Here is a 24661-nt window from a genome sequence, read left to right on the forward strand (position 1 = left end):
AAACACCACCTGCAGCGCTCACTGTCAACTTACAACGAGACTCAATAGTTACCCCCGCCAGTCATCGGTGCCTGCCTACCCTGTGTCTTCCTATTCACGCTGGAGACAGGCGATGACCCGTGTCACACCGCCCTATTTTTTCGACGAGTTCCTGCTACCCGTCAATCGCTCGACATTGAGCGAGCGCGAACGCGCCCTGGGGTTCACCGTCAAGGATCTGGAATGGCTGCACGGCGTGTATTACGCCAGCGACGCCAGCCGTCAGGATACCCGCCTGCAAAGCCCGCCCATGCGTGTAGAAAGGCTAATGATCAATGTGTCGGGGCAGGTTGCGATCCCACTGGCCGGCGCGTTTGTGATGAGTTCCACGCCCGACGGTGCCAAGGCTCTGCTGTACACGCCTTATGGCGGTATCCAGGTGTTTGACAGCCATGCCTCGCTGCTTGCCGAGGTCAGTCAGGCGTCGGCTGATTCGGTACAGCGCGTGGAGTTGCTGAGTTTTCTGTCGATTGCACAGCGCAACAGTCTGCCGGCGGATAGCGCTCTGACACTGACCACTTCGCCGGTCCTGGGTGCGGTCATGCAAGACCAGGAACAAACCCTGCAGGCCTGCCAACAGGCCAACGTGCAAGCAATGCTTGAGCACTTGCAGAAGACCCCGACCTTGTCCGCCATGCTCGACACATTGCTCGGCATCATGGCGCACCCTCATTTCCCCGGCCTGGATCAGCGGCAAACGCAAGTGAACTGCTTTCTCCAAAGCCCGACGGATGCCGATCGACGCTGGATCGACTCCCTGTCGTTACGTGATGCGTTATTGCAGTTCTATGTCAAACATGCCTGGCCCTTGGGGCAAACTCGCGAATTCATCAACCCCAAGCACGTCACCAGCCACTTCACCCAGCCCCAGTTGCAACAAGACCGCGAGTATTGGGACACGCTCATCGAACAAACCTCCGGTACGCTGTCCAAATTGCTCGAGAGCCTGCTACAGACCTACTGGAACGAAGACATCGACAGCGGCACCTCGCGCCTTGACCTGTTCGCGCAAATCCTGGCTGACAAGTTCCGCCTCGATGTGCTGCTCAAGCGCCAGAACGGCATCCTCAGTACTGACGAAAGCCATATGCTCCAGGCCCTGTTCCTCAGCGACCAGGGCGCTCGCAGCACCTACGCCGCCAAACTGAGCGTGGAAAAAGTGCGCATCTACGCGCCCTACCAGCACTACGTGGAACTGGCCAGTACCCTGATGCTGCATGACAGCCATGCCTACCTTTACACCCAATCCCGTGGCTTGCAGGTACTTAAGGATCTGGATGATCTCAAAGACACGCTATTGACCATGCTCACCGCCGCCGGGCACGAAGATGAACTGCTCAATTTCCTGTCTCTGGACGAGCGCAACACCTTTATCGGCCTGGACCAGATCAACGTTGCCGCACACCCCGTCACCGGGCACGTGTTCACCGACATGATCGAAGACATCGCCGCCAAGCAGACCAGTAATATGAACCATGCCCTGAGCCTCTATCGCAGCAGCGCCGGCCAGGTGGCCCTGGAAGCATTGCTCGATTACGCCCTGGACATCCGCACCATGCTCGACAGTCGCCTGGCCGACCTGGACACCGATGGGCGCTGGACGATACATCCCGTCAGCAGCGGCAATGGCCGCCCCTCCACGGTGCAAGCCGAGCGCGCCAAGCTGCACCTGCAACGCCTGCGCGCTGCCCAAGAAGGATTGCAGATCGAGCGCCTTAAGCACCCGACACTACGCAGCATGGCCACCCTGGCCCTGAACACAGAACTGCAAACCCAACGACTGGACCTCAAGGCCGACGAGATTTATGTCAACACTTACGCGTCCCGCGCCGAGCAGCGTGAGGAGCGCGCGCCTGTGTCTTCGCTGAGCATGGTTGAACATTTCATCGAGCGCCTCGGCCAGAAGAGCAAGCCGCTCCCAGTGTCTTCCAGAACTGGGTTTTACGCAGAACGCAACCAGGGTGTCGCCCTGAAGCTCAATAACATGCCCCTCAAAACCTTCAACAACATGATCGAACGGGTCTTGAACGTGTTTGCCGGCCACGAGATGCGTGAACTCCCGCGCCTGTTCCTGAACAATATCCGCGATAAACACGCGCACTCGATGCTGTTGGGCTTGCGCAGCGAGGCTGAACTGCGACTGCTGGGTAAAACGCTGACGCACCGCAGCAACGCCATTCTTGATGCGGTCCTGCGAACTGACAGCCTGGCGCGCCTGACCCGACATGGGATCAACGGGTTTCTGCCGGATGCTTATGCGCTGGCATTGCACAAGGGTACGTCCGACGCGCTGCTGCCGCTGGCCAATCTGTTTGTACTGACCGAACGTGGCGGCCTTGACCCCAAGAATTCGGGCCAGGCGATCCTATGGACGCCTCGGCGTGGTCATGAGGTTTTTGCGTCGGTCTCGGCCCTGCGCGAGGCGCTCACCCAGCGCCTGGCGCATCCGATCAAACGACTGTCGCTACTGGAGAATCTGTCATTGTCCCAGCGCGTGCCTCATCAGGCGTATCGCCTGGCTGCGCTGCAACGTATTGACGATAACCTGCTGGACAATCGCCTGAAAACCTACGGCGATTACGTCATGGACTCGGTAGACCGACTGCTGGCCATGGACTTGCCGGCGCGCGCCGTGCAGGACCGCCTGGATGAGATCCTGCAGATCCCGGCGCCCACCAACCTTGCACGAGCCAAGGCGCTGGCCGATGCCATGGTCACCCAGCAGGCCCTGCCCGTGTGGCTGGCAATGGCGCCCGCCAAGGAGCAGATCTACCATGCAGAACTGCTTGAGCAATACCACAACAGCGCCCCGGAAGAGGAAGACTACCTGCAGGGCGTCCTGTCCCTGCGCGAGCACACCTTTGGCGCCCTGAGCAAGCTGCTCCAGGCACGCTTCCCCGAACACACAATCAGCCCCGATGACGTGCTGATTCCCGTGCACCAGGCCCTCGACATCCATGACTACAGCCTGACCGATTTTGCCTTGCGCCATTTGCCGGACCTGAACAACCAGACTATCGGCCCGCGATCGCGCACCGCCACACCGCTGCCGGACACCCTGGATGCCAATGCGCTGGTTCAACTGGTGCGGCAACTGGACTTGAAATCGGTGTACCAAAAGCGATTGCAAACCGAGATGGACACCCGCACGGAAGCTGCACGCAAACGGCGGCGCCTGTTCTGTCGGCAACTGCCATGGCAGGTGTTGCAATACGCCCACGAGCAACATCTGCAAGAACGCCTGTCAAACAAGGCCTTGGGCTTGGTCCAGCAGGTGTTCGACATGCCTGACGGCCTGGCACGTGCGGCGTTGAAGGACGTATCGACGCTGATCCGGCCCGTTGAGCTGGTGGCGACTGCAGGCGCTACTGCCGCCAAGGTATTGGGCATGTACCTGATCAGCCCTGGAAGCAAAGAGGCCGGTCCGGTAGTGCTCTATGCGCCCTACAGTGAAAACCACGTGCTCAAGCAATATGACAACGAGCAAGCGCTGCTGGATGAAGTGGAGCGACCAGGGGAACTGCAGGACTGGGTCATCCAGCACCTGGAAGATCCGCACCGGGCCGTTTACCGCAGCCTGCTGCAAAACAACCTTCATCGCTCTTCGGATATGAGCCTGGCCTCATCTGCCGTGACCGGCAACCTGCTGCACTATTTATTCAGTGAGAACACGCTGATCCTGCTAAAAATGCTCGCCTGCCAGTTCGAAAAAGGCTCCAAGCTGCTTTGGGATAAAGTGGTGGGCGTGTTCGGCAAGGGCATACCCACGGCAGTGCACTTCATGGCGGGCAAACTCGCCTATCCACTTGTGGTCTGGCGCAGCTACCAGTTAGTCAAGCGCTCGGCTGAAGCGCTGCAACTGCACCAGTGGAAAGCCGCGATGAAGGACTTCAGCCTGGCCGTGGTGCAAATGGCCGCCCTGTACAGCGAGCTTGATGGCAGCGAAACCCCACCGCCTGATGACACTGACCTGGTCGACCTGCCGGAAGGCGGCCTGCCCACCGCCACTGCCCCGGGCCTGCGGGACGTCACCGCCACTTCGCGAACGCGGTTGCAGCGCTTGGAGGGCTACGACATCGCCCTGGAGGACCTTGAGCTGGACACCTCCACCCATGTCTACAAGGATAAGGCGAGCGCCAAGAGTTACGTGCCGCTGGCAGGCAAGGTGTATCCGGTGAAGAAAACCAAGGAGCACTGGCGCCTGGACAACGACGATCAGCAGGGCCCCTACGTCGGTCGCAATGCTGATGGCAAATGGGTAATGGACCTGAGCATACACAAGCCCCGCTTCGGCCAGGCCTGGACGCGGCAAAAAGTGCGACGAGCCGAAAGGCGCGACATCAATATTGAAGCGCAGGGCATAAGGGCGATCGCTGCAGTGTCAAGCTGGAAAGCCCAAGTCATCGACGAAGCCTTGAACGTATCGACTTACTACGCCGTCAACTGCAAGCGCAACATCCATCACTTTGCAGAGCTGCTCAAGCCTGATAGCCGGGTAGGCCTGTTTTTGTGCGACCTGTTCGGCACTCTCAATCTGAACCCGGCCCAAGTGAAGAAAATCGAGGACATCATCGATGGAATACTGGATGAGCTAAGCGACCCCACCTTGATCGGGCCTGACTCAATGCGCTTTGTCAGCGGGGAAAGCGTGAAAGCCCCCACCACTGATTACGCGATGGTGCTTCTCGGTGACAGCGAGCGCAAAGTGTACCTGTTCGAAAGGTTCTTCCATCCAAACCTGGCTGAATACGCCACCATACTGAGTGAACCTTTCGACATGTTCGCCCATGCCAGAGCCTCTACCCTGATCCATGAGCTGACGCATCTGCGGTTCAAGACAGAGGACATTGCCTACCTGCGGAGCCTGGAGCCATTCCGAGACCTGATCGATACGGCAAAGCCGGGTGCTCAGGCGGTGAAGACGCGCCAAGATGATTTGCAAACGAGCGGGCTGTCGACGTTGACGCCGGCAACTATGCTATTCAAGGCATGGGATGACATATCCAATACCTGGGAGGATTACGGCTTTTCCACCGCCACCAGCTTCCTCAAACGCAGAGTCCTGAATATCACGGGTGCCAAGACCCTGAATGAGGCCCGAGAAGTTTTCATGAGCAATGTCGACAAGCGTATTGACGTCATTCTATCCAACGCCGACTCAGTCAGTTACCTGATTACACATCTGGGGAGAATGCTGGATGAGGGGGCCTGAGCAGGCCCCCAACACGTGAATCAATCTTTCTGGTCGCGCAGGACATTGCCCGAGGCGCCGTCGATTCGTGCTTCATACACCACGCCGTCGGATTTACGGCCTTTGACTTCCCAGTAGCCGTCGTTATCGGCTTCGGCGGCGTAGACCTCGACATACCCAGCCTTGGTCTTCGCCACTTCAATAGCTTTTTCAATCGGAATCCAGCCCGCACCCGGCTTGTCTGCCAGCGCAGCGCCGGCGCTCAACAGCGCGGTGGTTGCACACAGGGCGGCTAAGGTTTTCTTCAACATTTTCGTACTCCTTGGTGGATGACAGTGTGTTTCCTGATTTTTTAGGCGCGTTTAAACAAGAATAAGTTCCAATTGATATGCAATCGCCATGATGCTGTTCTCGCCGTAAGGCTCGGGGGGGTAGAATGTGGGAAATCAGGATGAATAAATGAGCGAAAAGTCCCTTTCAGAAGCCGAATACGACGCCATCACCGACGCCGCTGCGCATTGGTGTATGCGTGTGCATGCCAGCGACTGCACGGCGGCTGAACGTCAGGCCTTCGAACATTGGCACGATGCCCACCCGCTGCACGCCTTCGAGTATGCCGCGATGTTGGAAATCTGGGACGTGGCCGATCATTTGCCCCGCAATGCGCCTGCACCGCTTGTGGTGCCGCTCAAGCCTCGTAAACGCTGGCGCTCTTATGCGGTGGCAGCCGCTATCTGCCTTGCTGCTCTGCCGCTGGCCGCCTTCACGGGCTGGGAAGCCGGTTGGTTGCCAAGCTCATACGAGCGGTTTGACGCCACCAACGGGCTGCGCAAAGTTACCCTCGGTGACGGCAGTGAGGTGGAGTTGAACCTGGGCACCGAGCTGGTCTACAGCCACTACAAGGATCGTCGCCAGGTGAAGTTGGCCAAGGGCGAAGCGTTTTTCAACGTCACCCACGACAGCGAGCACCCGTTTATCGTGCAGGCTGGCGAAGGCCAGGTTCGGGTGACGGGCACCCAGTTCAATGTGTGGAAGTATGAAGACCAGGTGCGGGTAATGTTGCTGGAAGGCTCGGTGCAGATCACCAGCGACGCGGTGCATGGCAGCGTGCCGTTGACTCCGGGGATGCAGGCCAGCTACCACCGCGGCGACGCCACGCCGCAAGTCGCCGCGATCAAACCCAATGACCCTGCGCTTGCCTGGCGTACGGGCAAGCTGGTGCTTGATAACCTTGCATTGGCCGATGCGTTACCGCTGATCAACCGATACCTGAACAAGCCAGTGATGCTGGCGGATGCTGGCACCGGGAGCATTCGCATTGGTGGCATCTATAACCTCAGCGAGGTCAACAACCTCATCCCTTCCCTGCCCAAGGTCCTGCCGGTCTACCTGACCCGCAACCAGGATGGCAATCCCGTACTCAACTCCATCCCGGGTAAAACGCCCAAGGGTTGAGGCGCGTTTTTTTTACTTCAGTGTCCACTTTTGAAACACCTCGGTACGCTGAATCGCCCAGCGGCTGCGGATTCATGCATCTGTCATCGAGACTGTTTCATCGCTGACACAGTTGAAGAGTGTGGCCGGGCATATCGCGCCGCCCAGCGACTGTTTCATGCTTGAAACACTGCTATCGGCGATGCGCGCAGAAAAATCGCAACCTATTGAGTTTCAAACGTAAACGAAAAGCGGCACGGGTTCTGCTCTTTCCCTGATAACGCTGTTTAGGGTCAGCGTTCAGAAAAAGGACTGCCGCCGTGATCACACTCACACACGCCTCGATAACCGTACTGCTGATCAGCTGCGTGCTCAGCGCCGGCATCAGCCATGCGGGCGATGGCGTTATCGTGACAGGGCGAACCGTGCAGGGTCACATGTACGGACGCACCTCCCTCCCCGATCCATACCCCACCACTGCCAACGCCAACCCCAGCAAAGAAATCATCAGTGCCACCTCCGGCGAACTCAGTGATCGGGACATTGGCGGCATCCGCAGCGGTTCTGGCCTTGCGCGCTCCATCCAGCCCAACGGCAACCTGTCTGGCCTGGGCGCCACGCAAAACAGCCTGTCGACCCAGGGCGCCGGTGCAGCCGCCGGCCATGGCGCGGGCAGCAGCATGGCTGGACAGATCAATGGTTCGATCCAGCGCGGCATGGCGCCCTTGAACAATCTGGGCAACATGCTGGGGGGCAAATGATGAAGCGCATCCTGTTGACCATCGCCCTGCTGGGCAGCGCCTCGGCAATGGCCGACAACACCGCCGTTATCAACAACAGCGGCCAACAGTACGAAGGTGTGCTGTCGATCAACCAGGCCGCCGGCAACCAGCAACAGATGTCCAACAGCCGCGCAATCGCGCTCGATGGCCAGGCCACCAATGTGAATATCCAGCGGCTCGACGGCAACGTCGACCCGTCCTTGAGTGCCAAGGTGGCGATTCAGGGCGCTTCATTTATCAATGGCAACGGCGTGCTGGGCGTTAACCAGTCGGCCGGGGCCAATAACCAATCAATCAACGCGGTGCGGATCAGCCTCAACCCTGGCCCGCAAAGCATCGATGACAGCGTCCTGTTGCAACAGAACACGACGCAGTTGACCGACTCAGGGCTCACCCCCACCACTGGCAGCCGCCAGGTCGCGACCAGCGACCAGGCCTTCACCGGCAGCCGAGGAGTGATTCAGGTGAACCAGAGTGCCGGGGTGGGGAACCGAGTGGCTAACACCCTGGGCATCACTATCAAGTAACCGCTTGGTAGACGTTAGTTAGACCGTACCAACACTTAACCCAACTAATTAGAAGCAAGGAGAAACACCATGAAACCTCAAATGGCTCTGAAACCTCTGGTTTTCGCTCTCGCCGCACTCATGGCAGCAGCTGCTCAAGCGGGTGGCTGGCACCCAGCGCCTCAGCCAACGGGCGTAATTGCTGCTGTCGTCACGGATGTACAAAACAGCGCAGGCAATAAATTCAACGACACCAAAACCGAAAACAACGCGTCTGCCGATGACTCCGTCAATGGCAACAGCGGTAACGTCGGCGTCAACGTGCAGTCTGGCAGTGGCAACCAGGCCGACAACTCTGCCGCCATCTCCAGCGCCAAAGGCGATGCAGCGACCGTGTTCGGCGTGGTCGACGTGAATCAAAACAGCGGGCTGAACAGCTTCATCAACAAAGGCACGCAAAACAACTCCTCCCTGGATAATGCTGTTAACGGTAACTCCGGCAACGTCGGTTACAACGGCCAGTCCGGTCAAGGCAACCAAGGTAAAAACAACCTGGCTATCGTGACCGCTGACGGGAAAAATATCGCGGCGGCAGCCAATACCGAACAAAACTCGCTTGCCAACAACTTCCTCAACACCGCCGCCAGCAGCCACGGCTATGGTGGCAAAGCTCAATACGTGTCGAACAATTCCAGCCTCGACAACTCGGTCAACCGCAACTCCGGCAACGTAGGCGTCAACCTGCAATCCGGTGCGGGCAACCAGGGCAGCAACAGCCTGTCGATCGGCCAGGGTTGCACTGTGTGCAGCAGCGGCGTGCGCTTCTGATCCAACGGGGCCTTGGCAACAAGGCCCTTTCTATTTCAGTGTCCAACAGGTCATTCGATCATGCGTATCGCGACCCTCACCCTCTTGATGTTGCTCACCGGCACGACCTGGGCAGGCACCATGGCGATTTCCGCCATGCCCGGCGGTGCGGTGATCTTCAAGAAGGTCGAGAGCATCCGTGAGCGCCGGTTCGCCAACCTGGTGGAACAGAAAACCGATTTCAGCTGCGGTGCCGCGGCACTCGCGACCATCCTGCGCCAGGCCTATTGGCTGGACGTCGACGAAGACCACATCATCAAAGGGATGCTGGTAACCGCCGACCAGGACCTGGTGCGCACCCAAGGCTTTTCCATGCTGGATATGAAGCGCTACCTCGAAAGCATCGGTATGCGTGCCCGCGGCTACAAAATCGCACCCGATACCCTGGTGACGGTGAAGATTCCCGTGGTGGTGCTGCTGGAGATCCGTGGCTACAAGCACTTCGTGGTGATGCAGCGGGCCGACAAGGACTGGGTGTATATCGGCGATCCCGTGCTGGGGCACAAGCGCTATTCCCGTGACGACTTCGTCAAAGGCTGGAATGGCATTGTGTTTGCCGTGCTGGGTGAAGGTTACGACAAGGCCAACGTCTTGCTTGACCCGCCCACTCCGCTGACGGCCAAGAACCAGTTGAACGAGTTCCGGCCCGTGGGCGATGCCGAGTTGATGGATTTCGGTTTTATCCAGAGCGACTTCTTCTAGAAGCGCAATAAGGGGCAGGACGCCCCAGGAGCAGCAGATGAGCACTTTCCGTTGGCTGACGGTCTTGTGTCTGGCAGCCTCTATACCCGCCTATGCTTCATCGGCTTTCAAACCGATCGAACTCAATGATGCGCAGATGGCCGACTTGCGTGGCCGTTACGTAATGCCGGGGCGCATCATCAGCTTCGGCATTGTCATGAGCAGCACCTGGACCAACGCCGTCGGTGACCGCATTACCGGCACGGCCAACATGCAGATCGACAAGACCACCGTTACTCCGCAATTCTATGTGCAAACCACCGGCTCCACGGGTAACGGCAGCCTGCCAAACACCGGAACCGGGAATGTGGTCGGTGGCGCCGGCCTCGGCAGCGGCCAGGGCGTAACCCAAAGCGTGCGCACCGCAGGCGATGGCAACACCGCCTACAACGATGTGGGCATCAGCATCGAGAATGGCGTCGCCCCCGCCAGTAACCTGCAAACGGGGCAAGTGCTGATGGCCGGCGGCACCGTGACCGGCGACAGCGCGGCGGGCCGCGTCAGCGTTTCGGCCAACAACGGCGGCGTACAGATGGCGATCCAGGCCAACCACAACCAGGGCAACAGCCTGCAGCAGATCGGCGGCGGCAATGTGCTGCAGGGTACGGTGCTGACCGGCAACAGCAACCTTGTCAGAAACATCACCCAACTCAACGTCGTGATGAACAATAACGGTTTGAACAATGGCGCGTTGAACTGCAATTTGGATCAACTCAAAGGCCTACGCACGCTCGGTTATTGAACTACGCTGACCCTCGACACTTTCGCATTAGAACAGGACGGCTTATTTCATGCATCGATCGTTATCGCTACGCGCGGTGATTTGTTTAAGTACGCTCTTGCCCGCATCCGTGCTGTATGCCGCGCCAGACGCCGATATCGAAACCCTGAAAAAGGAACTGCTGGAACTCAAGCAACGCTATGACGTGCAGCAAAAAGCCTTGGCCGTGCTGGAGCAACGCGTGCGTCAGGTAGAGGATCAACCCGCAGCGCCCGCCCCCAAGCGCTTGGCCAAATCACCTGCCGACTTCAAGCAAGGCGCTAACGCTGTCGCCGCCACGGGTACCGGTGCAGCCGCAGCGTCAGGTGGTGCAGGCGGTGGCGGCAGCTCCTACGGCCAATCCCTCAAGGACGACTCGGCCCCTGCGCAAAGTGTGAGCAACCTGTACAACGAGGCCAGCGGCTTTTTCGGCAATGGCAAGTTCAGCGTGGAAACCGGCATCACCTATGCCCGTTACGATGCACGCCAATTGACCCTCAATGGCTTCCTGGCGCTGGACTCGATCTTTCTGGGCAATATCAACCTGGACCGGATCAAGTCCGACAGTTGGACCCTGGACCTTACCGGGCGCTACAACGTCGACAACCGCTGGCAGTTCGATCTGAACGTCCCCGTGGTGTACCGCGATTCGACCTACCAGTCCGGCGGCGCCGGCAACGATGCCACCGCCACCTCGGAAGCCTCGGTGACCCGCGACCCTACCATCGGTGACGTCAACTTTGGCGTGGCCTACAAGTTCCTCGACGAAACGCCGACCTTGCCGGATGCGGTAGTGTCTGTGCGCGTCAAGGCGCCCACGGGTAAAGAGCCGTTCGGCATCAAGCTGGTCAGGCAACCCAATAACGACAACCTCTACTTGCCGGAAAGCCTGCCTACGGGCAACGGGGTCTGGTCGGTTACACCGGGCATTTCCCTGGTCAAGACCTTCGACCCGGCGGTGCTGTTCGGTTCGCTGTCGTATACCCACAACTTCGAAGACTCGTTCGATGACATCAGCAGTGAAGTCAACCAGAAGGTGGGGGGCAAAGTACGCCTGGGCGACAGCTTCCAGTTCGGTGTCGGTGTGGCGTTCGCCTTGAACGAGAAGATGAGCATGTCGTTCTCGGTTTCCGATCTGGTGCAGCGCAAGAGCAAGCTCAAGCCGGACGGCGGCGACTGGCAATCGGTGGTGTCCAGCGATGCCAACGCGGGTTATTTCAACGTAGGCATGACGATTGCCGCCTCGGATAACCTGACCATTGTGCCGAACCTGGCGATCGGGATGACCGATGATGCGCCGGACTTTACGTTCAGCCTGAAATTCCCGTACTACTTCTGACCGCGAAAAAGTGGGAGGGGCAAGCCCGCGAAGACGTCGGCCCAGCAAACATTGATGTTGGTTGATCCACCGCTATCGGGGCATAGGTATCTACACAACTTTGCAGTCGCCAATGGCAACCACGATGCGAAGCGAGCCGTTCTTGATCTTGATCTGCTTTTGATCTTAGGAGCCCCGTCAAACCACGCTGGCCGGAATTCGACAGGGATTTGGGGGGTAAACCGGCAGGGATGCCGGTTTAGCCGCCCCGCGCCATGGATGGCGCGTGGCGGCGCCCCCCCCAAATCCATGGCGGATTACGGGCACACCGAGCCTAAGCGAGGTGCCGAGTGGTGGGGCAAGAGCCTTTTGGTTACTTTTGGGCTCTTCTTTTCAAAAGTGACCCGCTGTAAGAGCGGAACCAGTAGCAGCCGTTACCCAAATAACGGATATGTACTCGGTCTAATCCAACATCCCGGCCGGTCCTGAGGCCGCCATCGGGAGCAAGCTCCCTCCCACAGGGGATCTGCGCTTAAGTGACCGGCATTACCCTCCACAACCCGCCTTAGCGGATCTGGTGCTTGTGCAGCAGCCGGTAGAACGTCGGCCGGGAAATCCCCAGCACACGGGCTGCAACACTGAAATTATCGCTGTGCCGATTGAGCACATCGCACAACGCCTGGCGTTCGGCGCGGTGCTTGTAGTCTTCCAGTGTCGCCATCGGCGGCGAAAGTACCTGCTGGCCTTGCAGCCCCAGGTCCACGGCTTCGATCTGGCGCCCTTCGGCCAGCACCAGACCGCGGCGCACACGGTTGGCCAGCTCACGCACATTGCCCGGCCACGGGTGTTGCCCCATCGCCACCAATGCCTCTTCGCTGAAGCTGCGCGGGCGTCGGCCGGTTTCCTGGCTGTAGAAACGCGAAAAATGATTGGCCAGCATCGCCACGTCACCATGGCGCTCGCGCAATGGGGCCGTGACTACTTGCAAGACATTGAGGCGGTAATACAGGTCTTCGCGAAAGGCGCCCTTCTCCACCGCGGCTTCAAGATCCACATGGGTGGCTGCCAGCACCCGCACATCCACCGAAATGGGTTGGCTGCCGCCGACGCGCTCGATATGTTTTTCCTGAAGAAAGCGCAACAGGTTGGCTTGCAGCTCCATCGGCAAATCGCCGATTTCATCCAGAAACAACGTGCCACCGTGGGCCGCCTCAATCCGTCCGACCTTGCGCTGATGTGCGCCGGTAAAGGCGCCCTTTTCATGGCCGAACAGTTCCGACTGGATCAGATGTTCAGGGATCGCCCCACAGTTAATCGCCACAAACGGCTTGGCGTGGCGCTGGGATTGTCGATGAAGGGTCTTGGCGACCAGCTCTTTGCCGGTGCCGCTGTCGCCACGAATCAGTACCGGCGATTCGGTGGGCGCCAACTTCGACAACAGTTTGCGCAGTTCACGAATCGGGCGGCTGTCGCCTAACAACTCGTGGGCTTCATCTACCGGCACGACACCCTTGCCCCGCAGTCGCGCCATGCCAAACGCACGCCCAATGGTCACCTGGACCCGAGCCACATCGAACGGCAAGGTATGAAAATCGAAGAACCATTCGCAGACAAAGTCTGCGACATTCTGCAAACGCAGGACTTCAGGACTGAGCACGGCGATCCACTCGGTACCGCTGCGGCCAATCAACTCCTTGACCGCCTCTGGGCGTTCCAGATGACAGGGCTGCAAGCGGAGCAGGCCCACATCGCAAGAACGATCCCCCACCGCCTGCAATGCACAGCTGTCAACTTCCCAGCCGGCAGTGCGCAAGCCGGGTAGTAGCCTGTGACAGTCATCACAGGGCTCGACTACCAGCAAGCGGCGTTGAACAGGTGTCACAATCATGACGATTCCTTGGCGCCAAGATTATTAAAGTTATTTAGAAACAAGGATTTGGGGCGCCTGGCGCTAACCCTAGCAAGATCTTGACGCTCACCTTGTACTATTTCGCTATAAGTGCGGGCAAAAAGCCATGTGTGTTTAATCGGGGGCAAAAAGTTTGCTGCTGCCGAAACTTTCAATCAGCTTTCAAAACAGCCGCTTACATGACGTTAGTCAGGGAAAGTTAAAATTTCTTGCTCTAGCATGTGACCCGCACCCCACCATCGTGCATCAGTACAAGTAACCCACCGCACGGTCAGCCCAACCGCCGGTACTCACTTGAATGGGCATACAGAGAGAAGACCCAAATGAACGCTCCGCTGCGCATCAACGAAGCTCTTTTGATTGCAGACCGTGCCTTCCAACCCTTTCAGTGCGTGGCCTGGCACGATGGCAATGGCGCCCTCAGCCTCAGCGTCATCGACCGTACCAACACCCGTATCGGCAGAAAACAGCTGTCGTCGACTGCCTATACCGACCCGGCTCAACTTGAAGACCTGTTGTTGCAGGCTCGCGCCGAGCTCGACAAAGATGGCTACCAGTTACAGTCCTGGGCAATGCCGAAGTAATTCAATGCGGCAACTTCCAGCCAACGTCAAACATCGGCTGGAAGTTGTGCAATAACACTTCAAGTACTTAGCATGCCGCGAGAATAAACCGCTCGAATGCCTCGGCAGCCCCGTCCTCGACGTTGCTGCCGGTCACCACATTGGCCTGGCGCTTGACGGTTTCTTCAGCCTGACCCATGGCAATCGACAACCCAGCCACGTGAAACATCGCCGGATCGTTGCCGCCGTCGCCGATGGCGGCGGTCTGGTTCAGCGGCACGCCAAGGTGCTCGGCCAGGGTTTTCAAGGCTTCGCCTTTGTTAGCCAGCATTGCGGTCACGTCCAGATACACCGGCTGCGAACGCGATACCTGAGCCAAACCTTGTACCTTGGGCTGCAACTGCGCTTCCAACTCCACCAGCAACTGCGTGTTGTTACTGGCCGCGACAATCTTGTCGACCCGGTCCAGGTAGGGCTCGAAACTCTCCACGACCACCGGGCCATAGCCCAAGCCATCAGCTTCGCGCTGCATCATTGGCCCTGGCGGGTCGCGGCGCAGCCAATCGCCGTCGGCAAACACCCACACCTCCACGTCCGGCTCGGCAGAAAACAGCGCCAGGGTGACCAGTGCCGCGTCTGCCGGCAAATGGTGAGCCACCAGGATGCTGCCATCCGGGTTGACCAGCGTGCCGCCGTTGAAACCGGCCACCGGCACATCGATGCCAAACGTCTCGATCAAATGCAGCATGGCCTTGGGCGGACGCCCGCTGGCGAGGCTGAACAGCACCCCGGCTTCACGCATCGCACCAATTGCATCGGCGGTACGCTGGCTGAGGCTGTGGTCGGGGTGCAACAGCGTCCCGTCTACATCACTGAGGACAAAGCGGATGGGATGAATCGTTACGTCACTCATCCGAGGCTGTGCCAGGTGCGACCGTCACGAGCGAGTAACGCATCCGCTGCCACCGGGCCATCTTCACCAGCCTTGTAGGCCTGGATACCGTCGTCTTCCTTCCATGCATCCAGGAACGGCTGCACGGCGCGCCAACCGTTCTCGATGTTGTCGGCACGCTGGAACAACGTCTGATCGCCGGTCAAACAGTCGTAGATCAGGGTTTCGTAACCTGTCGAGGGCTGCATCTCGAAGAAGTCCTTGTAGTCAAAACCCAACTCGATATTGGCCATCTCCAGAGTCGGCCCAGGCTTCTTGGCCAGCAGGTCGAACCACATGCCTTCGTTCGGCTGGATCTGGATTTTCAAGTAAGTGGGCTTGAGCTCATCGACTTCGGTATCGCGAAATTGCGCATAAGGCGCCTGCTTGAAGCAGATCACGATCTCGGTGTCGCGGATGCTCATGCGCTTGCCGGTTCGCAAGTAAAACGGCACACCGACCCAACGCCAGTTATCGATCATCACTTTGAGCGCAACGAAGGTCTCGGTGCTGCTGTCGGGTGCGACGTTGGCTTCTTCGCGATAACCGGGCAATGGCTTGCCGGCGATTTCGCCGGCGGTGTACTGGCCGCGCACGGAATTGGCCCGCGCATCTTCCAGCGACCAGGGGCGAATTGCACCGACCACCTTGGCTTTCTCCCCCCGCACCGCATCGGCGCCGAAGGCTGCCGGCGGCTCCATGGCGACCATCGCCAGTAGCTGGAACAGATGGTTGGGCACCATGTCGCGCAGTGTGCCGGTTTTTTCGAAAAAGTTACCTCGGGTTTCAACGCCGACGGTTTCAGCCGCGGTGATTTGCACGTGATCGATGTAATGGTTGTTCCAGAACGCTTCGAACAGCACGTTGGAGAAGCGGCTGACCAGAATATTCTGCACCGTCTCCTTGCCCAGGTAATGGTCGATGCGGTAGATCTGCTTCTCGCTCATCACCTTGAGCAGGCACGCGTTCAGCGCCTCGGCGGTGGCCAGGTCGGAGCCGAACGGCTTCTCGATAACCACACGCCGAAAGCCATCGTCCGTTTCATTCAACAAACCGGCACTGCCCAGGCGCTGCACCACTTCACTGAAGAAGCGCGGCGCAGTGGCGAGGTAGAACACGGCGTTGCCGGTGCCGCTGTCGGCGATCTTCTGCGCAATATCCGCGTAGGTGCCGTCGTCGAGGAAGTCGCCCTCGACATAGCTGATGCCCTTGGCCAGTTGCGCCCACAGCGCAGGGTCCAGGGCATGTTCAGCATTGCCCCGGACCTTGCTGGCGGCTTCGGTGCGAATGAAATCCTCAAGCTTCTTGGCGAAGTCTGCGTCGCTGATGGCGTTGTGATCAACGCCGACAATACGCAGGCCATCGCCCAGCAACCCGTCGCGGCTCAGGTTGTACAGCGCCGGCATGAGCAGGCGCTTGACCAGGTCGCCATGGGCGCCAAACAGAAACAACGTGGTAGGTGGAGCAGGTTCGGCCTTGGGTTTCTTGCCGTTGGCGGTCATTTTTTGGAGGTCTCCACATGGCCGCCAAAGCCAAAGCGCATGGCAGACAGCATTTTGTCGCCGTAGGTGCTCTGCTGGCGGGAGCGGAAACGCGCAAACAGCGACGTCGACAGCACCGGTACCGGCACCGCTTGTTCCATGGCCGCTTCGATGGTCCAACGGCCTTCGCCGCTGTCCGCTACCGAACCGGAGTAACCATCGAGTTTCGGGTCGGTGGCCAGGGCGTCGGCGGTCAAGTCCAGCAGCCACGACGACACCACGCTGCCACGGCGCCAGACTTCGGCGATATCGGCAACGTTGAGGTCAAAGCGCTGATCCTTCGGCAGGTTTTCCGAGTTCTTGGTCTTGAGGATGTCAAAACCTTCGGCGAACGCCTGCATCATTCCGTATTCAATGCCGTTGTGGATCATCTTGACGAAGTGACCGGAACCCGCCGGGCCTGCATGGATATAACCGTGCTCGGCGCGTGGGTCGGCTGCGGCCGAACGGTCCTTGGTGCGCGGGATATTGCCAAGGCCAGGGGCCAGGCTCTTGAAGATCGGGTCCAGGCGCTGCACGGTCTCGACGTCGCCGCCGATCATCATGCAATAGCCACGCTCCAGGCCCCAGACGCCGCCGGAAGTGCCGACGTCAACGTAGTGCAGGCCCTTTTCAGCCAGGGCCTTGCCGCGACGTACATCATCCTTGTAGTTGGTATTGCCGCCGTCGATGATCACATCGCCGTCTTCGAGCAGCTCGCTCAAGGCATTGATGGTGTCTTCGGTGGGGGCGCCCGCCGGCAACATTACCCAGACCGCACGGGGCTTTTGCAGGCCAGCCACCAGGGTATTCAAGTCGGCGACGCCAGTGGCGCCCTCCTCGCTCAAGGCTTTGACGAAGGCTTCGTTACGGTCGTATACAACGGTGGTATGCCCATTGAGCATCAGGCGCCGCGCAATGTTACCGCCCATGCGGCCTAGTCCGATAATCCCCAGTTGCATGTGCTGATGCTCCTAACTTCTAAAAAATGTGTGACATAGTTTATAGCGCAATGAGGCTAATGAGGGTTAGTCCAGAGCGGATCCGTGTAGTTTCATGACAAAAAAGTTGCCATCGTTTCACCATCACCGCCTGAAAAGTCACACGACCGCCAAAAATAAAAAAGTTCCCTTGCTGCAAAAAAGAATTCAAACTTGCTTCCGACTGTTGCCCAAACCCTGTTTGAGCAGCGCGATCTACCGGCTATTTGCGAGGTAAGCAATGAGCACAGCACAGATGACCCGCCCGCCACAGACCCTCTACGTCAGCATCCGTCGCGATGAATTGCGCCAGTTGAAGGACGAGCGCGATCAGTTGCAACAGGAAGTCCTGCGTCTGCGTTCACACCTTCAAGCCCAGCTCGAGCTGCCATCCCAGGCCAAGCCGGCGCTCTGCTGAACGCACCTGGTCAGTTTGTAAGGCAATACCTACGGAAAACTCACAAAGTTTTCACACACTTATCCTGATACTCCCGCCCGCGATGCCGCTCACGTTCTGAGCGGCCCGATGTCGCGCGACTCTGCGCGACGATCATTGACTGATGGGGCGCTGGATGGCGATGTTCAAACGCAGCACGACGACTGCGAAAGGCTTTGATTGGGCCGGCCTTGGTTGGCTATTCCTGTTTTTCTGGTATTTCTCGGGTATTACCCAGCTTCTTATCCAACTGACCGGCACGTCCGGCTTCAGTGGTTTCCGCCAGGCATTCTTCATGAGTGCACTGTGGCTGGCGCCGATGTTGCTGTTCCCGCGCAAGACACGCCTGCTTGCCGCCTTGATCGGTGTGGTGTTGTGGGCCTGCTCCATGGCCAGCCTGGGTTACTTCTTCATTTACCAGCAGGAGTTCTCCCAGAGCGTCATCTTCATCATGTTCGAGTCGAACATCTCCGAAGCGGGCGAATACGCGACCCAATATTTTGCCTGGTGGATCGTGTTGGCGTTCATAGCCCACACCGCCTTCGCTATCTTCCTCTGGACGCGCCTGCGCCCGGTGTACCTGCCTCGCGGCCAGTCGATCGTGGCGGCCATCGCCATTGTCCTGGCGGTTGTGGGCTACCCGCTGGTCAAGCAAATCGCCACCAGCGAAACCATGGAATTGGCCATTGATCGTTTCGAAACCCGTATCGAGCCTGCCGTGCCTTGGCAGATGATCGTCGCCTACCGTCGCTACACCGAACAGCTGGACAATATGCAGGGCATGCTCAACAGCGCCAGCCAGATCCCGCCATTGAAGAACCTCAAGGACAGCATGGCCGGCCAGCCGTCCACGCTGGTACTGGTAATCGGCGAGTCCACCAACCGCCAGCGCATGAGCCTGTACGGTTATCCGCGCAACACCACGCCGGAACTGGACAAGCTGCGCGACCAACTGGCCGTGTTCGATAACGTCATCACCCCTCGCCCCTATACCATTGAAGCGCTGCAACAGGTGCTGACCTTTGCCGATGAAGAAAACCCGGACCTGTACCTCAAGACGCCGTCGATTGTCAGCGTGATGAAACAGGCCGGCTACAAGACCTTCTGGATCACCAACCAGCAGACCATGACCAAGCGCAACACCATGCTCACGACCTTTTCCGAACAGGCCGACGAGCAGGTGTACCTGAACAACAACCGTAACCAGAACGCCCGCCAGTACGACGGCGATGTGCTGGCACCGTTTTCCAAGGCCCTGGCCGATACCGCCGAGCGCAAGTTCATCGTGGTGCACCTGCTGGGTACTCACATGAGCTACCAGTACCGTTACCCGCCGACGTTCGACAAGTTCACCGACCGCCAGGGCGTGCCGACCGGTGTCAGCGACGCGCAGTTGCCGACTTACAACAGCTATGACAACGCAGTGCTGTACAACGACTTCGTGGTCTCCAGCCTGATCAAGGACTACGCCAAGACCGACCCCAACGGCTTTTTGCTGTACCTCTCGGACCACGGCGAAGATGTGTTCGACTCCGCCGGCCACGACACCCTGGGCCGCAACGAAGGCAAGCCGACTGCACCGATGTACACCATCCCGTTCATGGCCTACGCCTCACCGAAGTGGCGCGAAAGCCACGACTGGAGTTTCGCCGGCGACCTGCAACGGCCTTACAGCAGTTCGCAGTTGATCCACACCTGGGCCGACATGGCAGGCTTGAGTTTTGACGAACTGGACCACAGCAAGAGCCTGGTCAGCGACAGCTTCAAGCCTCGGCCCTTGTTGATCGGCAACCCTTACGAAACCAAGCAGAAGGCCCTGATCGACTTCAGCCTGATCAAGCCGAAGAAGGCCAATGGCGCCGAAGTGGTGGCGAAGTAATCAGGGGCCCTGCAACACAAAGATAACAATCATTCTCGTTTAAGCCTAAAGTTCCACACCTCCTTTCGTCTTTGAACCATGCCCTCCCACCCCGGGAGGGTTAAAAGACGACAAGGAGTCTGCCGCAATGTTCGCGCCTTTTACCCGTTCCATGACCATTACCTTCGGGCTGTTCAGTCTTGCGCTGAGCCCGGATCTGCTGGCTGAAATCGACCCCGGACAAGCCTCCAGCAAAGCCCTGGAGCTGGGCGCGACCACTATCAGCGCCGACGGCCTTGGGTCCACCACCGAGCACACCGGTGCCTACACCACCGGTTCGATGAATACCGCCACCCGCCTGAACCTTTCCATCAAGGAAACCCCGCAATCGATCTCGGTGATCACACGCCAGCAGATGGATGACTTCAACCTCAACACCTTGACCGAAGTGCTGCGCCAGACCACCGGCATCAACGTTCAACATAACGATTCGGACCGTGTCTACTACTCCTCCCGCGGTTACGGCATCAACAACTTCCAGGTTGATGGGATGCTCAACACATTCGGCTACATGAAGTCCGACGCCGACACCATCATCTACGACCGTATCGAAGTGGTACGCGGCGCCACGGGCCTGACCACAGGCGCGGGCGACCCATCGGCCACCGTCAACATGGTGCGCAAGCGCCCTACTGCCCAATGGCAGGCACAGACCGGTGTGAGTGGCGCCAGCCATGACAACTACTACAGCTACATCGACGTAGGTGGGCCTTTGGCGTTCGACGGTAAGCTGCGCGGGCGTAGCGTCCTGGCCTACCGTGACAGCAAATCCTTTCGCGATAACTATGGGCTGCAGCGCGCAGTTGGCTACGGCATTCTCGAAGGTGACCTTTCAGACGATACGGTGCTGGCTGTAGGTTTTGATTACCAGGACAAACAGGTACAAGGCACCTCCTGGGGCACTGTGCCCTACTGGAACAGCCAGGGCGGCAAGGCAAGGTTGCCTCGCTCCACCAATATGGCGGCGCACTGGAGCTCCTGGCCGCTGACTGACAAGACCACCTTCGCCAACCTCGACCATCGGCTCGGCGGCGACTGGCATTTGAAGGCTGCCTATACCCATCGCCAAAGTGACACCGACGGCAAGGTCTACTACGGCGGCACCGGTTTTCCCAATGCGGACCGCAGCGGCATGACGGCCTGGGCCAGTCATATGCGCGGTACGTCGCGGATGGAAGCCATCGACTTCAACCTGGCCGGCAGCTACACCCTGCTGGGCCGCGAACACGGGTTGATGATGGGCTATGGCGAGGCCGCCCAACGGGACGTCTCGCCCTTTATGCGTAACGACCTGCCTGCCAGCTACTACCCCATCGAGGATTGGAAGCACATGGGCGATATCGGCAAGTTCGCCGACACGGTCACCGACCTCAAGGGCGAACACAGCAAAAAACAGCAGAAAGCCGGCTACCTCGCCACTCGACTGAGCCTTACAGACCGCTTGCACGCCGTGCTGGGTAGCCGCTACGGCAGCTGGGAGCTGGAAAGCGCCACGCCTGAATACAACGACAATGATCAACTGACGGCTGCCGGCAAAACACGCCAGACCCACAACGACATGTGGACGCCCTACGCCGGGCTGCTCTATGACATCACCCCGCAGTACACCGTTTACGCAAGCTACACCGATATCTTCAAGCCGCAAGACAGGCGTGACATCAACAAGAAGTACCTGGAACCGGTGGTGGGCAGCAATTATGAGGTGGGGCTCAAGGGCAGCCTGCTCAATGAACGTCTGAACCTGGCGGCCGCCTATTTCTGGAGCACCCAGGACAACGTTGCAGAGCGCGATGACTCGGTCCCTCCCAACCCCGTCACTGGCGAGGAGTACTACAAGTCTGGCGGCAAGGGTAACAAGGTCAACGGCTTCGAATTGGAAGCCGCAGGCGAAATCCGGCCAGACTGGAACCTGACCGCCGGCTACACCTACACCCACTCGCTTAATGGCTCAGACAAACGTACCAATACCGGCCAGCCCTTGAACCTGTTGAAGGTCTCCAGCGCCTATCGCCTGCCGGGCGCATGGCGCAACCTCACCGTCGGTGGCGCGGTGAACTGGCAAAGCGAAATCTACGATTTCGGTAACCGGCCCACAGGGGCACGCAATAGCGAAGGTCGGCCGATAACCACGCGGGCGAAGATCACGCAACAGGGTTACACCGTGGTCAACCTGATGTCACGCTACCAGTTCGACGAACAGGTTTCCGCCTCGGTTAACGTTAACAATCTATTTGATAAAAAATATTACGAACGTGTCGGCTTTTATAATGGTGTGTATTGGGGGGACCCGCGATCTATCACGCTTGCATTGGACTGGAAGCTGTAGTCGCTCCCTGCGAAGTTAACAAAATCGTTAACTTCGCAGTGCCTGTCAGTTAATTCCCACTTAATAAGATAGCGCCATAGTCGCTCCATGATTCTGATCAAGGAACGGCCAGACACCTATCACTCTTAATGGGAATACCGCGATGAAAATCTCGACGTTGATGCTTGCCAGCCTGATGACCCTGACCTCCGCCGCTGCCTTCGCAGAGGGCGGTTCAGAGCGTTCGAAGGAGTTCTACGACAACTTCAGCTTCATTCAACAGCAAACTCACGGCACAGCAGAGCAACGAATGGCCTCTGCCGACGGGAAGACGTTGAAAGTCGATACCGTCAGCCAGGAACAACCGAACAGTTGATTTAATGCTTAGTTAATCCGTAATACCCTGCGCCATCCCGCTCCGTTGGCAAAGGTTTATTGGGCGCCATCTAATGGCGCCTTTTTTTCGCCAGTCATTTATGACAGCGACTTGCTCCAAAACAACATATGGCCATACTTCGGATCAAATACTGAATCATCGAACCCGAACTTGCGATACGCCGATTGCGCCAGTTCATTGCCCTCAAGCACTTCCAGAGTAATCTTGCAGCAGCCCCTCTGGCGGGCGATTTCTTCGACCTTCTGCAGCATTTTCTGGCTCAAGCCCAAGCCACGAAACTGTTCCCTCACCATCACATCGTGAACGTTGACCAGCGGGCGGCAAGCAAACGTCGAGAAGCCCTCAAAACAATTGACCAACCCTGCCGGTTCGCCACCGACAAATGCCAGCACGCTGAACGCATGAGGACGCTTGGCCAGTTCAGCCGGCAGTTGCTGCAACAGATCGGCTGACAAGGCGTGGCCGCCGCCCATCGGGTCTTGCGCATAGTGGTTGAGCAGCAAGCCGATGGCGTTGGCGTGCACCTCGTTGGTATAGCTGGCTTGCAGCACCAGGATGTCTGGGGTGTCCATTTCCTTCCTCGATAACGACAACCAGGGATTCGTTCCCCTTTGAGAGCCTCGATTGTAAGCGTGGAGTCGGCAGTAGATGAAGGAGATTAACTACAAATATCTGACAGAAATTGCGAAGGTTGCTCGCATCAAATCGCGCAAAAGCCCCTGGAGTGGGGATTTTTCCTAGACAGCAAAGCGCTGCAGTTGCATCTCTTGCAAGCGGCTCAGGGTGCGACGAAATGGAAACTCCAGGTAGCCTTCGGTGTACAGGCACTCCAAGGGCACCCGGGCCTCGATAAAGAGTGGCACCTTGCGGTCGTAGCATTCGTCCACCAAGGCGATAAAGCGCCGCACGCTGTCATCATGAACCGACAGTTGCGGCAATTGGCGGTCCCCGGCCATCACACGCTCGGCGCCGTCCTCGGTGCCACGGGCAATCCGCCCCGGGCGCTGTTGGGCGCTGAGGTTCGGGACCTCACCCAGGAGGATGGCCTCGAAGCGATCGCACAGCAGCATGAAGTCCATCGCGGCCAGGGGTTGCTCGCACAGTTCGGCGTAACGACACCAGAGCACCGTATCACTGGCCTGCACCGCCACAATGGAGCGGTACCCCACGCTCACCGCCCCGCTGCTTACGGCCTGGCCTTGGCTCAATTGCTTGAACACCGCAGCCAGTGCATTCGGTTGATTCACCCAATAGCGTTGCTGCCCCACCCCCGGATGCAGGCGATGATCTTCGCCACCGTCCACCGCCACCACTTGCATATGCTGCTGGAGCGCGTCGATGCCCGGCAGAAAACGCTCGCGATTGAAGCCATCGGCATACAACTGATCAGGCGGCTGGTTGGAGGTGCACACCATTACCACGCCTTGCTCGAACATCACCTGGAACAGCCGCCCGAGGATGATCGCGTCGCCGATATCATTGACAAACAGTTCATCGAAGCACAGCACGCGCACTTCCTGGCTCAGCTCCTGAGCCAGCGCCCGCAAAGGATCCTGGGTTCCGGTGAGCTGGAACAAGCGCTGATGCACCCACCCCATGAAGTGATGAAAATGCTGACGCCGCGCGGGCACACGCAGGCTTTGGTGGAACTGGTCCATCAGCCAGGTCTTGCCACGCCCCACCGGCCCCCACAGATAGACCCCGGCAACTGGCGAATGGCCTTGATGCAACCCCTCGTGACAGGTTTGCAAAGCCTGCACCGCCCGACGCTGGGCGTCGTCGGAGACGAAGCCTTGCTGGGCGATAGCGTGCTGGTAGGCAATGAGGGGCGAGTCGAACGTCATGTCAGATGCTGCTCTGCGGACTAAATATGAGAGGGGGCACGCCCCGTTGAGCCTGGTTTGTAGTCACCAACCGTAACCACGATGCGAAGCGAGCCGCTCTTGATCTTGATCTGCTTTTGATCTCAGGCGCCCCGTCAAACCACGCTGGCCGAAATTCGACAGGGATTGGGGGGGTAAACCGGCAGGGATGCCGGTTTAGCCGCCCCGCGCCATGGATGGC

The 24661-nt window shown here is 58.7% G+C and carries 20 protein-coding genes; 13 read left to right on the forward strand and 7 right to left on the reverse strand.

All coding sequences use genetic code 11. From position 1 onward, the window contains the following. Window positions 1-112 precede the first annotated feature (112 nt). Window positions 113-5251 carry a DUF6543 domain-containing protein gene (locus E4O97_RS18790; RefSeq protein WP_248161933.1) on the forward strand — a complete coding sequence of 1713 codons (5139 nt, stop codon included), beginning with the start codon at window positions 113-115 and terminating at the stop codon, window positions 5249-5251. 20 nt (window positions 5252-5271) lie between these two features. Here the strand turns inward: E4O97_RS18790 and E4O97_RS18795 are convergent, their stop codons facing one another. Then, window positions 5272-5541, reverse strand: a complete 270-nt coding sequence (locus E4O97_RS18795; protein WP_032875869.1) for a PepSY domain-containing protein — start codon at window positions 5539-5541, stop codon at window positions 5272-5274. A 148-nt stretch (window positions 5542-5689) separates the two neighbouring features. Here E4O97_RS18795 and E4O97_RS18800 point away from each other — a divergent pair, with 148 nt between their 5' ends. The 7 genes from E4O97_RS18800 (at window position 5690) to E4O97_RS18830 (ending at window position 11659) form a co-directional block, all read left to right on the forward strand. After that, the gene (locus E4O97_RS18800) at window positions 5690-6685 is read left to right on the forward strand and encodes a FecR family protein (RefSeq protein WP_032875872.1); all 996 of its coding nucleotides are present in this window, start codon (window positions 5690-5692) and stop codon (window positions 6683-6685) included. A 299-nt stretch (window positions 6686-6984) separates the two neighbouring features. Further along, window positions 6985-7425 (forward strand): hypothetical protein, encoded by a 441-nt coding sequence (locus E4O97_RS18805; protein ID WP_032875874.1) that lies wholly within the window; start codon window positions 6985-6987, stop codon window positions 7423-7425. Beyond that, window positions 7425-7973, forward strand: coding sequence for an adhesin (locus tag E4O97_RS18810; RefSeq protein WP_078821496.1), 549 nt, complete (start codon window positions 7425-7427; stop codon window positions 7971-7973). Before E4O97_RS18805 ends, E4O97_RS18810 begins: the two co-directional genes overlap by 1 nt. 69 nt (window positions 7974-8042) lie before the next feature. Next, the gene (locus tag E4O97_RS18815; RefSeq protein WP_005788658.1) at window positions 8043-8780 is read left to right on the forward strand and encodes a hypothetical protein; all 738 of its coding nucleotides are present in this window, start codon (window positions 8043-8045) and stop codon (window positions 8778-8780) included. A gap of 60 nt (window positions 8781-8840) precedes the next feature. After that, the gene (locus tag E4O97_RS18820) at window positions 8841-9521 is read left to right on the forward strand and encodes a C39 family peptidase (RefSeq protein ID WP_032875883.1); all 681 of its coding nucleotides are present in this window, start codon (window positions 8841-8843) and stop codon (window positions 9519-9521) included. A gap of 37 nt (window positions 9522-9558) precedes the next feature. Then, on the forward strand, window positions 9559-10302 hold the full coding sequence (locus E4O97_RS18825; RefSeq protein ID WP_078821497.1) for a hypothetical protein: 744 nt from the start codon (window positions 9559-9561) through the stop codon (window positions 10300-10302). Window positions 10303-10351: 49 nt separating this feature from the next. Beyond that, complete coding sequence (locus E4O97_RS18830; RefSeq protein ID WP_005788665.1) at window positions 10352-11659, forward strand: autotransporter outer membrane beta-barrel domain-containing protein; 1308 nt, start codon at window positions 10352-10354, stop codon at window positions 11657-11659. A gap of 544 nt (window positions 11660-12203) precedes the next feature. Here E4O97_RS18830 and E4O97_RS18835 read toward each other — a convergent pair. Continuing rightward, window positions 12204-13526, reverse strand: a complete 1323-nt coding sequence (locus E4O97_RS18835; protein WP_078821498.1) for a sigma-54 dependent transcriptional regulator — start codon at window positions 13524-13526, stop codon at window positions 12204-12206. 344 nt (window positions 13527-13870) lie between these two features. On the opposite strand from E4O97_RS18835, the gene E4O97_RS18840 reads away from it, so the two are divergent. Next, window positions 13871-14131: a hypothetical protein gene (locus E4O97_RS18840; protein WP_032875895.1), complete on the forward strand. Its 261-nt coding sequence runs from the start codon at window positions 13871-13873 to the stop codon at window positions 14129-14131. Between the two features lie 67 nt (window positions 14132-14198). Here E4O97_RS18840 and E4O97_RS18845 read toward each other — a convergent pair whose 3' ends face one another. The 3 genes from E4O97_RS18845 to gnd are packed head-to-tail and all read right to left on the reverse strand — an operon-like array spanning window position 14199 to window position 17523. Further along, window positions 14199-15023 (reverse strand): HAD family hydrolase, encoded by an 825-nt coding sequence (locus E4O97_RS18845; RefSeq protein WP_248161936.1) that lies wholly within the window; start codon window positions 15021-15023, stop codon window positions 14199-14201. Continuing rightward, a complete protein-coding gene (gene zwf / locus E4O97_RS18850; protein ID WP_005788671.1) occupies window positions 15020-16543 on the reverse strand; it encodes a glucose-6-phosphate dehydrogenase in 1524 nt (507 codons plus the stop codon). Before zwf ends, E4O97_RS18845 begins: the two co-directional genes overlap by 4 nt. Continuing rightward, window positions 16540-17523, reverse strand: coding sequence for a phosphogluconate dehydrogenase (NAD(+)-dependent, decarboxylating) (gene gnd, locus E4O97_RS18855; protein ID WP_248161938.1), 984 nt, complete (start codon window positions 17521-17523; stop codon window positions 16540-16542). Before gnd ends, zwf begins: the two co-directional genes overlap by 4 nt. A 259-nt stretch (window positions 17524-17782) precedes the next feature. On the opposite strand from gnd, the gene E4O97_RS18860 reads away from it, so the two are divergent. The 4 genes from E4O97_RS18860 to E4O97_RS18875 all read left to right on the forward strand — a co-directional run bounded on the left by E4O97_RS18860 (window position 17783) and on the right by E4O97_RS18875 (window position 22576). After that, complete coding sequence (locus E4O97_RS18860; RefSeq protein ID WP_157243918.1) at window positions 17783-17959, forward strand: DUF6026 family protein; 177 nt, start codon at window positions 17783-17785, stop codon at window positions 17957-17959. Window positions 17960-18113: 154 nt separating this feature from the next. Further along, a complete protein-coding gene (locus E4O97_RS18865; protein WP_248161940.1) occupies window positions 18114-19856 on the forward strand; it encodes a phosphoethanolamine transferase CptA in 1743 nt (580 codons plus the stop codon). A 127-nt stretch (window positions 19857-19983) separates the two neighbouring features. Further along, a complete protein-coding gene (locus tag E4O97_RS18870; RefSeq protein ID WP_248161942.1) occupies window positions 19984-22221 on the forward strand; it encodes a TonB-dependent siderophore receptor in 2238 nt (745 codons plus the stop codon). A gap of 142 nt (window positions 22222-22363) precedes the next feature. Next, complete coding sequence (locus E4O97_RS18875) at window positions 22364-22576, forward strand: hypothetical protein (RefSeq protein ID WP_032875909.1); 213 nt, start codon at window positions 22364-22366, stop codon at window positions 22574-22576. Window positions 22577-22674: 98 nt separating this feature from the next. Here the strand turns inward: E4O97_RS18875 and E4O97_RS18880 are convergent, their stop codons facing one another. Together E4O97_RS18880 and zapE are read right to left on the reverse strand one after the other, a co-directional pair. Beyond that, window positions 22675-23169 (reverse strand): GNAT family N-acetyltransferase, encoded by a 495-nt coding sequence (locus E4O97_RS18880; RefSeq protein ID WP_032875912.1) that lies wholly within the window; start codon window positions 23167-23169, stop codon window positions 22675-22677. A 165-nt stretch (window positions 23170-23334) separates the two neighbouring features. Beyond that, window positions 23335-24441 (reverse strand): cell division protein ZapE, encoded by a 1107-nt coding sequence (gene zapE, locus E4O97_RS18885; protein WP_148853717.1) that lies wholly within the window; start codon window positions 24439-24441, stop codon window positions 23335-23337. Window positions 24442-24661: the final 220 nt, after the last annotated feature.

The sequence above is a fragment of the Pseudomonas sp. W15Feb34 genome, assembly GCF_023127765.1.
Classification (GTDB): domain Bacteria; phylum Pseudomonadota; class Gammaproteobacteria; order Pseudomonadales; family Pseudomonadaceae; genus Aquipseudomonas; species Aquipseudomonas synxantha_A.

Excerpts from the sequence above, each read along its gene's own strand:
- E4O97_RS18790 (WP_248161933.1), top strand. The coding sequence starts at position 113 with ATGACCCGTGTCACACCGCCCTATTTTTTCGACGAGTTCCTGCTACCC.
- E4O97_RS18795 (WP_032875869.1), bottom strand. The coding sequence starts at position 5,541 with ATGTTGAAGAAAACCTTAGCCGCCCTGTGTGCAACCACCGCGCTGTTG.
- E4O97_RS18800 (WP_032875872.1), top strand. The coding sequence starts at position 5,690 with ATGAGCGAAAAGTCCCTTTCAGAAGCCGAATACGACGCCATCACCGAC.
- E4O97_RS18810 (WP_078821496.1), top strand. The coding sequence starts at position 7,425 with ATGAAGCGCATCCTGTTGACCATCGCCCTGCTGGGCAGCGCCTCGGCA.
- E4O97_RS18815 (WP_005788658.1), top strand. The coding sequence starts at position 8,043 with ATGAAACCTCAAATGGCTCTGAAACCTCTGGTTTTCGCTCTCGCCGCA.
- E4O97_RS18820 (WP_032875883.1), top strand. The coding sequence starts at position 8,841 with ATGCGTATCGCGACCCTCACCCTCTTGATGTTGCTCACCGGCACGACC.
- E4O97_RS18825 (WP_078821497.1), top strand. The coding sequence starts at position 9,559 with ATGAGCACTTTCCGTTGGCTGACGGTCTTGTGTCTGGCAGCCTCTATA.
- E4O97_RS18830 (WP_005788665.1), top strand. The coding sequence starts at position 10,352 with ATGCATCGATCGTTATCGCTACGCGCGGTGATTTGTTTAAGTACGCTC.
- E4O97_RS18835 (WP_078821498.1), bottom strand. The coding sequence starts at position 13,526 with ATGATTGTGACACCTGTTCAACGCCGCTTGCTGGTAGTCGAGCCCTGT.
- E4O97_RS18840 (WP_032875895.1), top strand. The coding sequence starts at position 13,871 with ATGAACGCTCCGCTGCGCATCAACGAAGCTCTTTTGATTGCAGACCGT.
- E4O97_RS18845 (WP_248161936.1), bottom strand. The coding sequence starts at position 15,023 with ATGAGTGACGTAACGATTCATCCCATCCGCTTTGTCCTCAGTGATGTA.
- zwf (WP_005788671.1), bottom strand. The coding sequence starts at position 16,543 with ATGACCGCCAACGGCAAGAAACCCAAGGCCGAACCTGCTCCACCTACC.
- gnd (WP_248161938.1), bottom strand. The coding sequence starts at position 17,523 with ATGCAACTGGGGATTATCGGACTAGGCCGCATGGGCGGTAACATTGCG.
- E4O97_RS18860 (WP_157243918.1), top strand. The coding sequence starts at position 17,783 with ATGAGCACAGCACAGATGACCCGCCCGCCACAGACCCTCTACGTCAGC.
- E4O97_RS18865 (WP_248161940.1), top strand. The coding sequence starts at position 18,114 with ATGGCGATGTTCAAACGCAGCACGACGACTGCGAAAGGCTTTGATTGG.
- E4O97_RS18870 (WP_248161942.1), top strand. The coding sequence starts at position 19,984 with ATGTTCGCGCCTTTTACCCGTTCCATGACCATTACCTTCGGGCTGTTC.
- E4O97_RS18875 (WP_032875909.1), top strand. The coding sequence starts at position 22,364 with ATGAAAATCTCGACGTTGATGCTTGCCAGCCTGATGACCCTGACCTCC.
- E4O97_RS18880 (WP_032875912.1), bottom strand. The coding sequence starts at position 23,169 with ATGGACACCCCAGACATCCTGGTGCTGCAAGCCAGCTATACCAACGAG.
- zapE (WP_148853717.1), bottom strand. The coding sequence starts at position 24,441 with ATGACGTTCGACTCGCCCCTCATTGCCTACCAGCACGCTATCGCCCAG.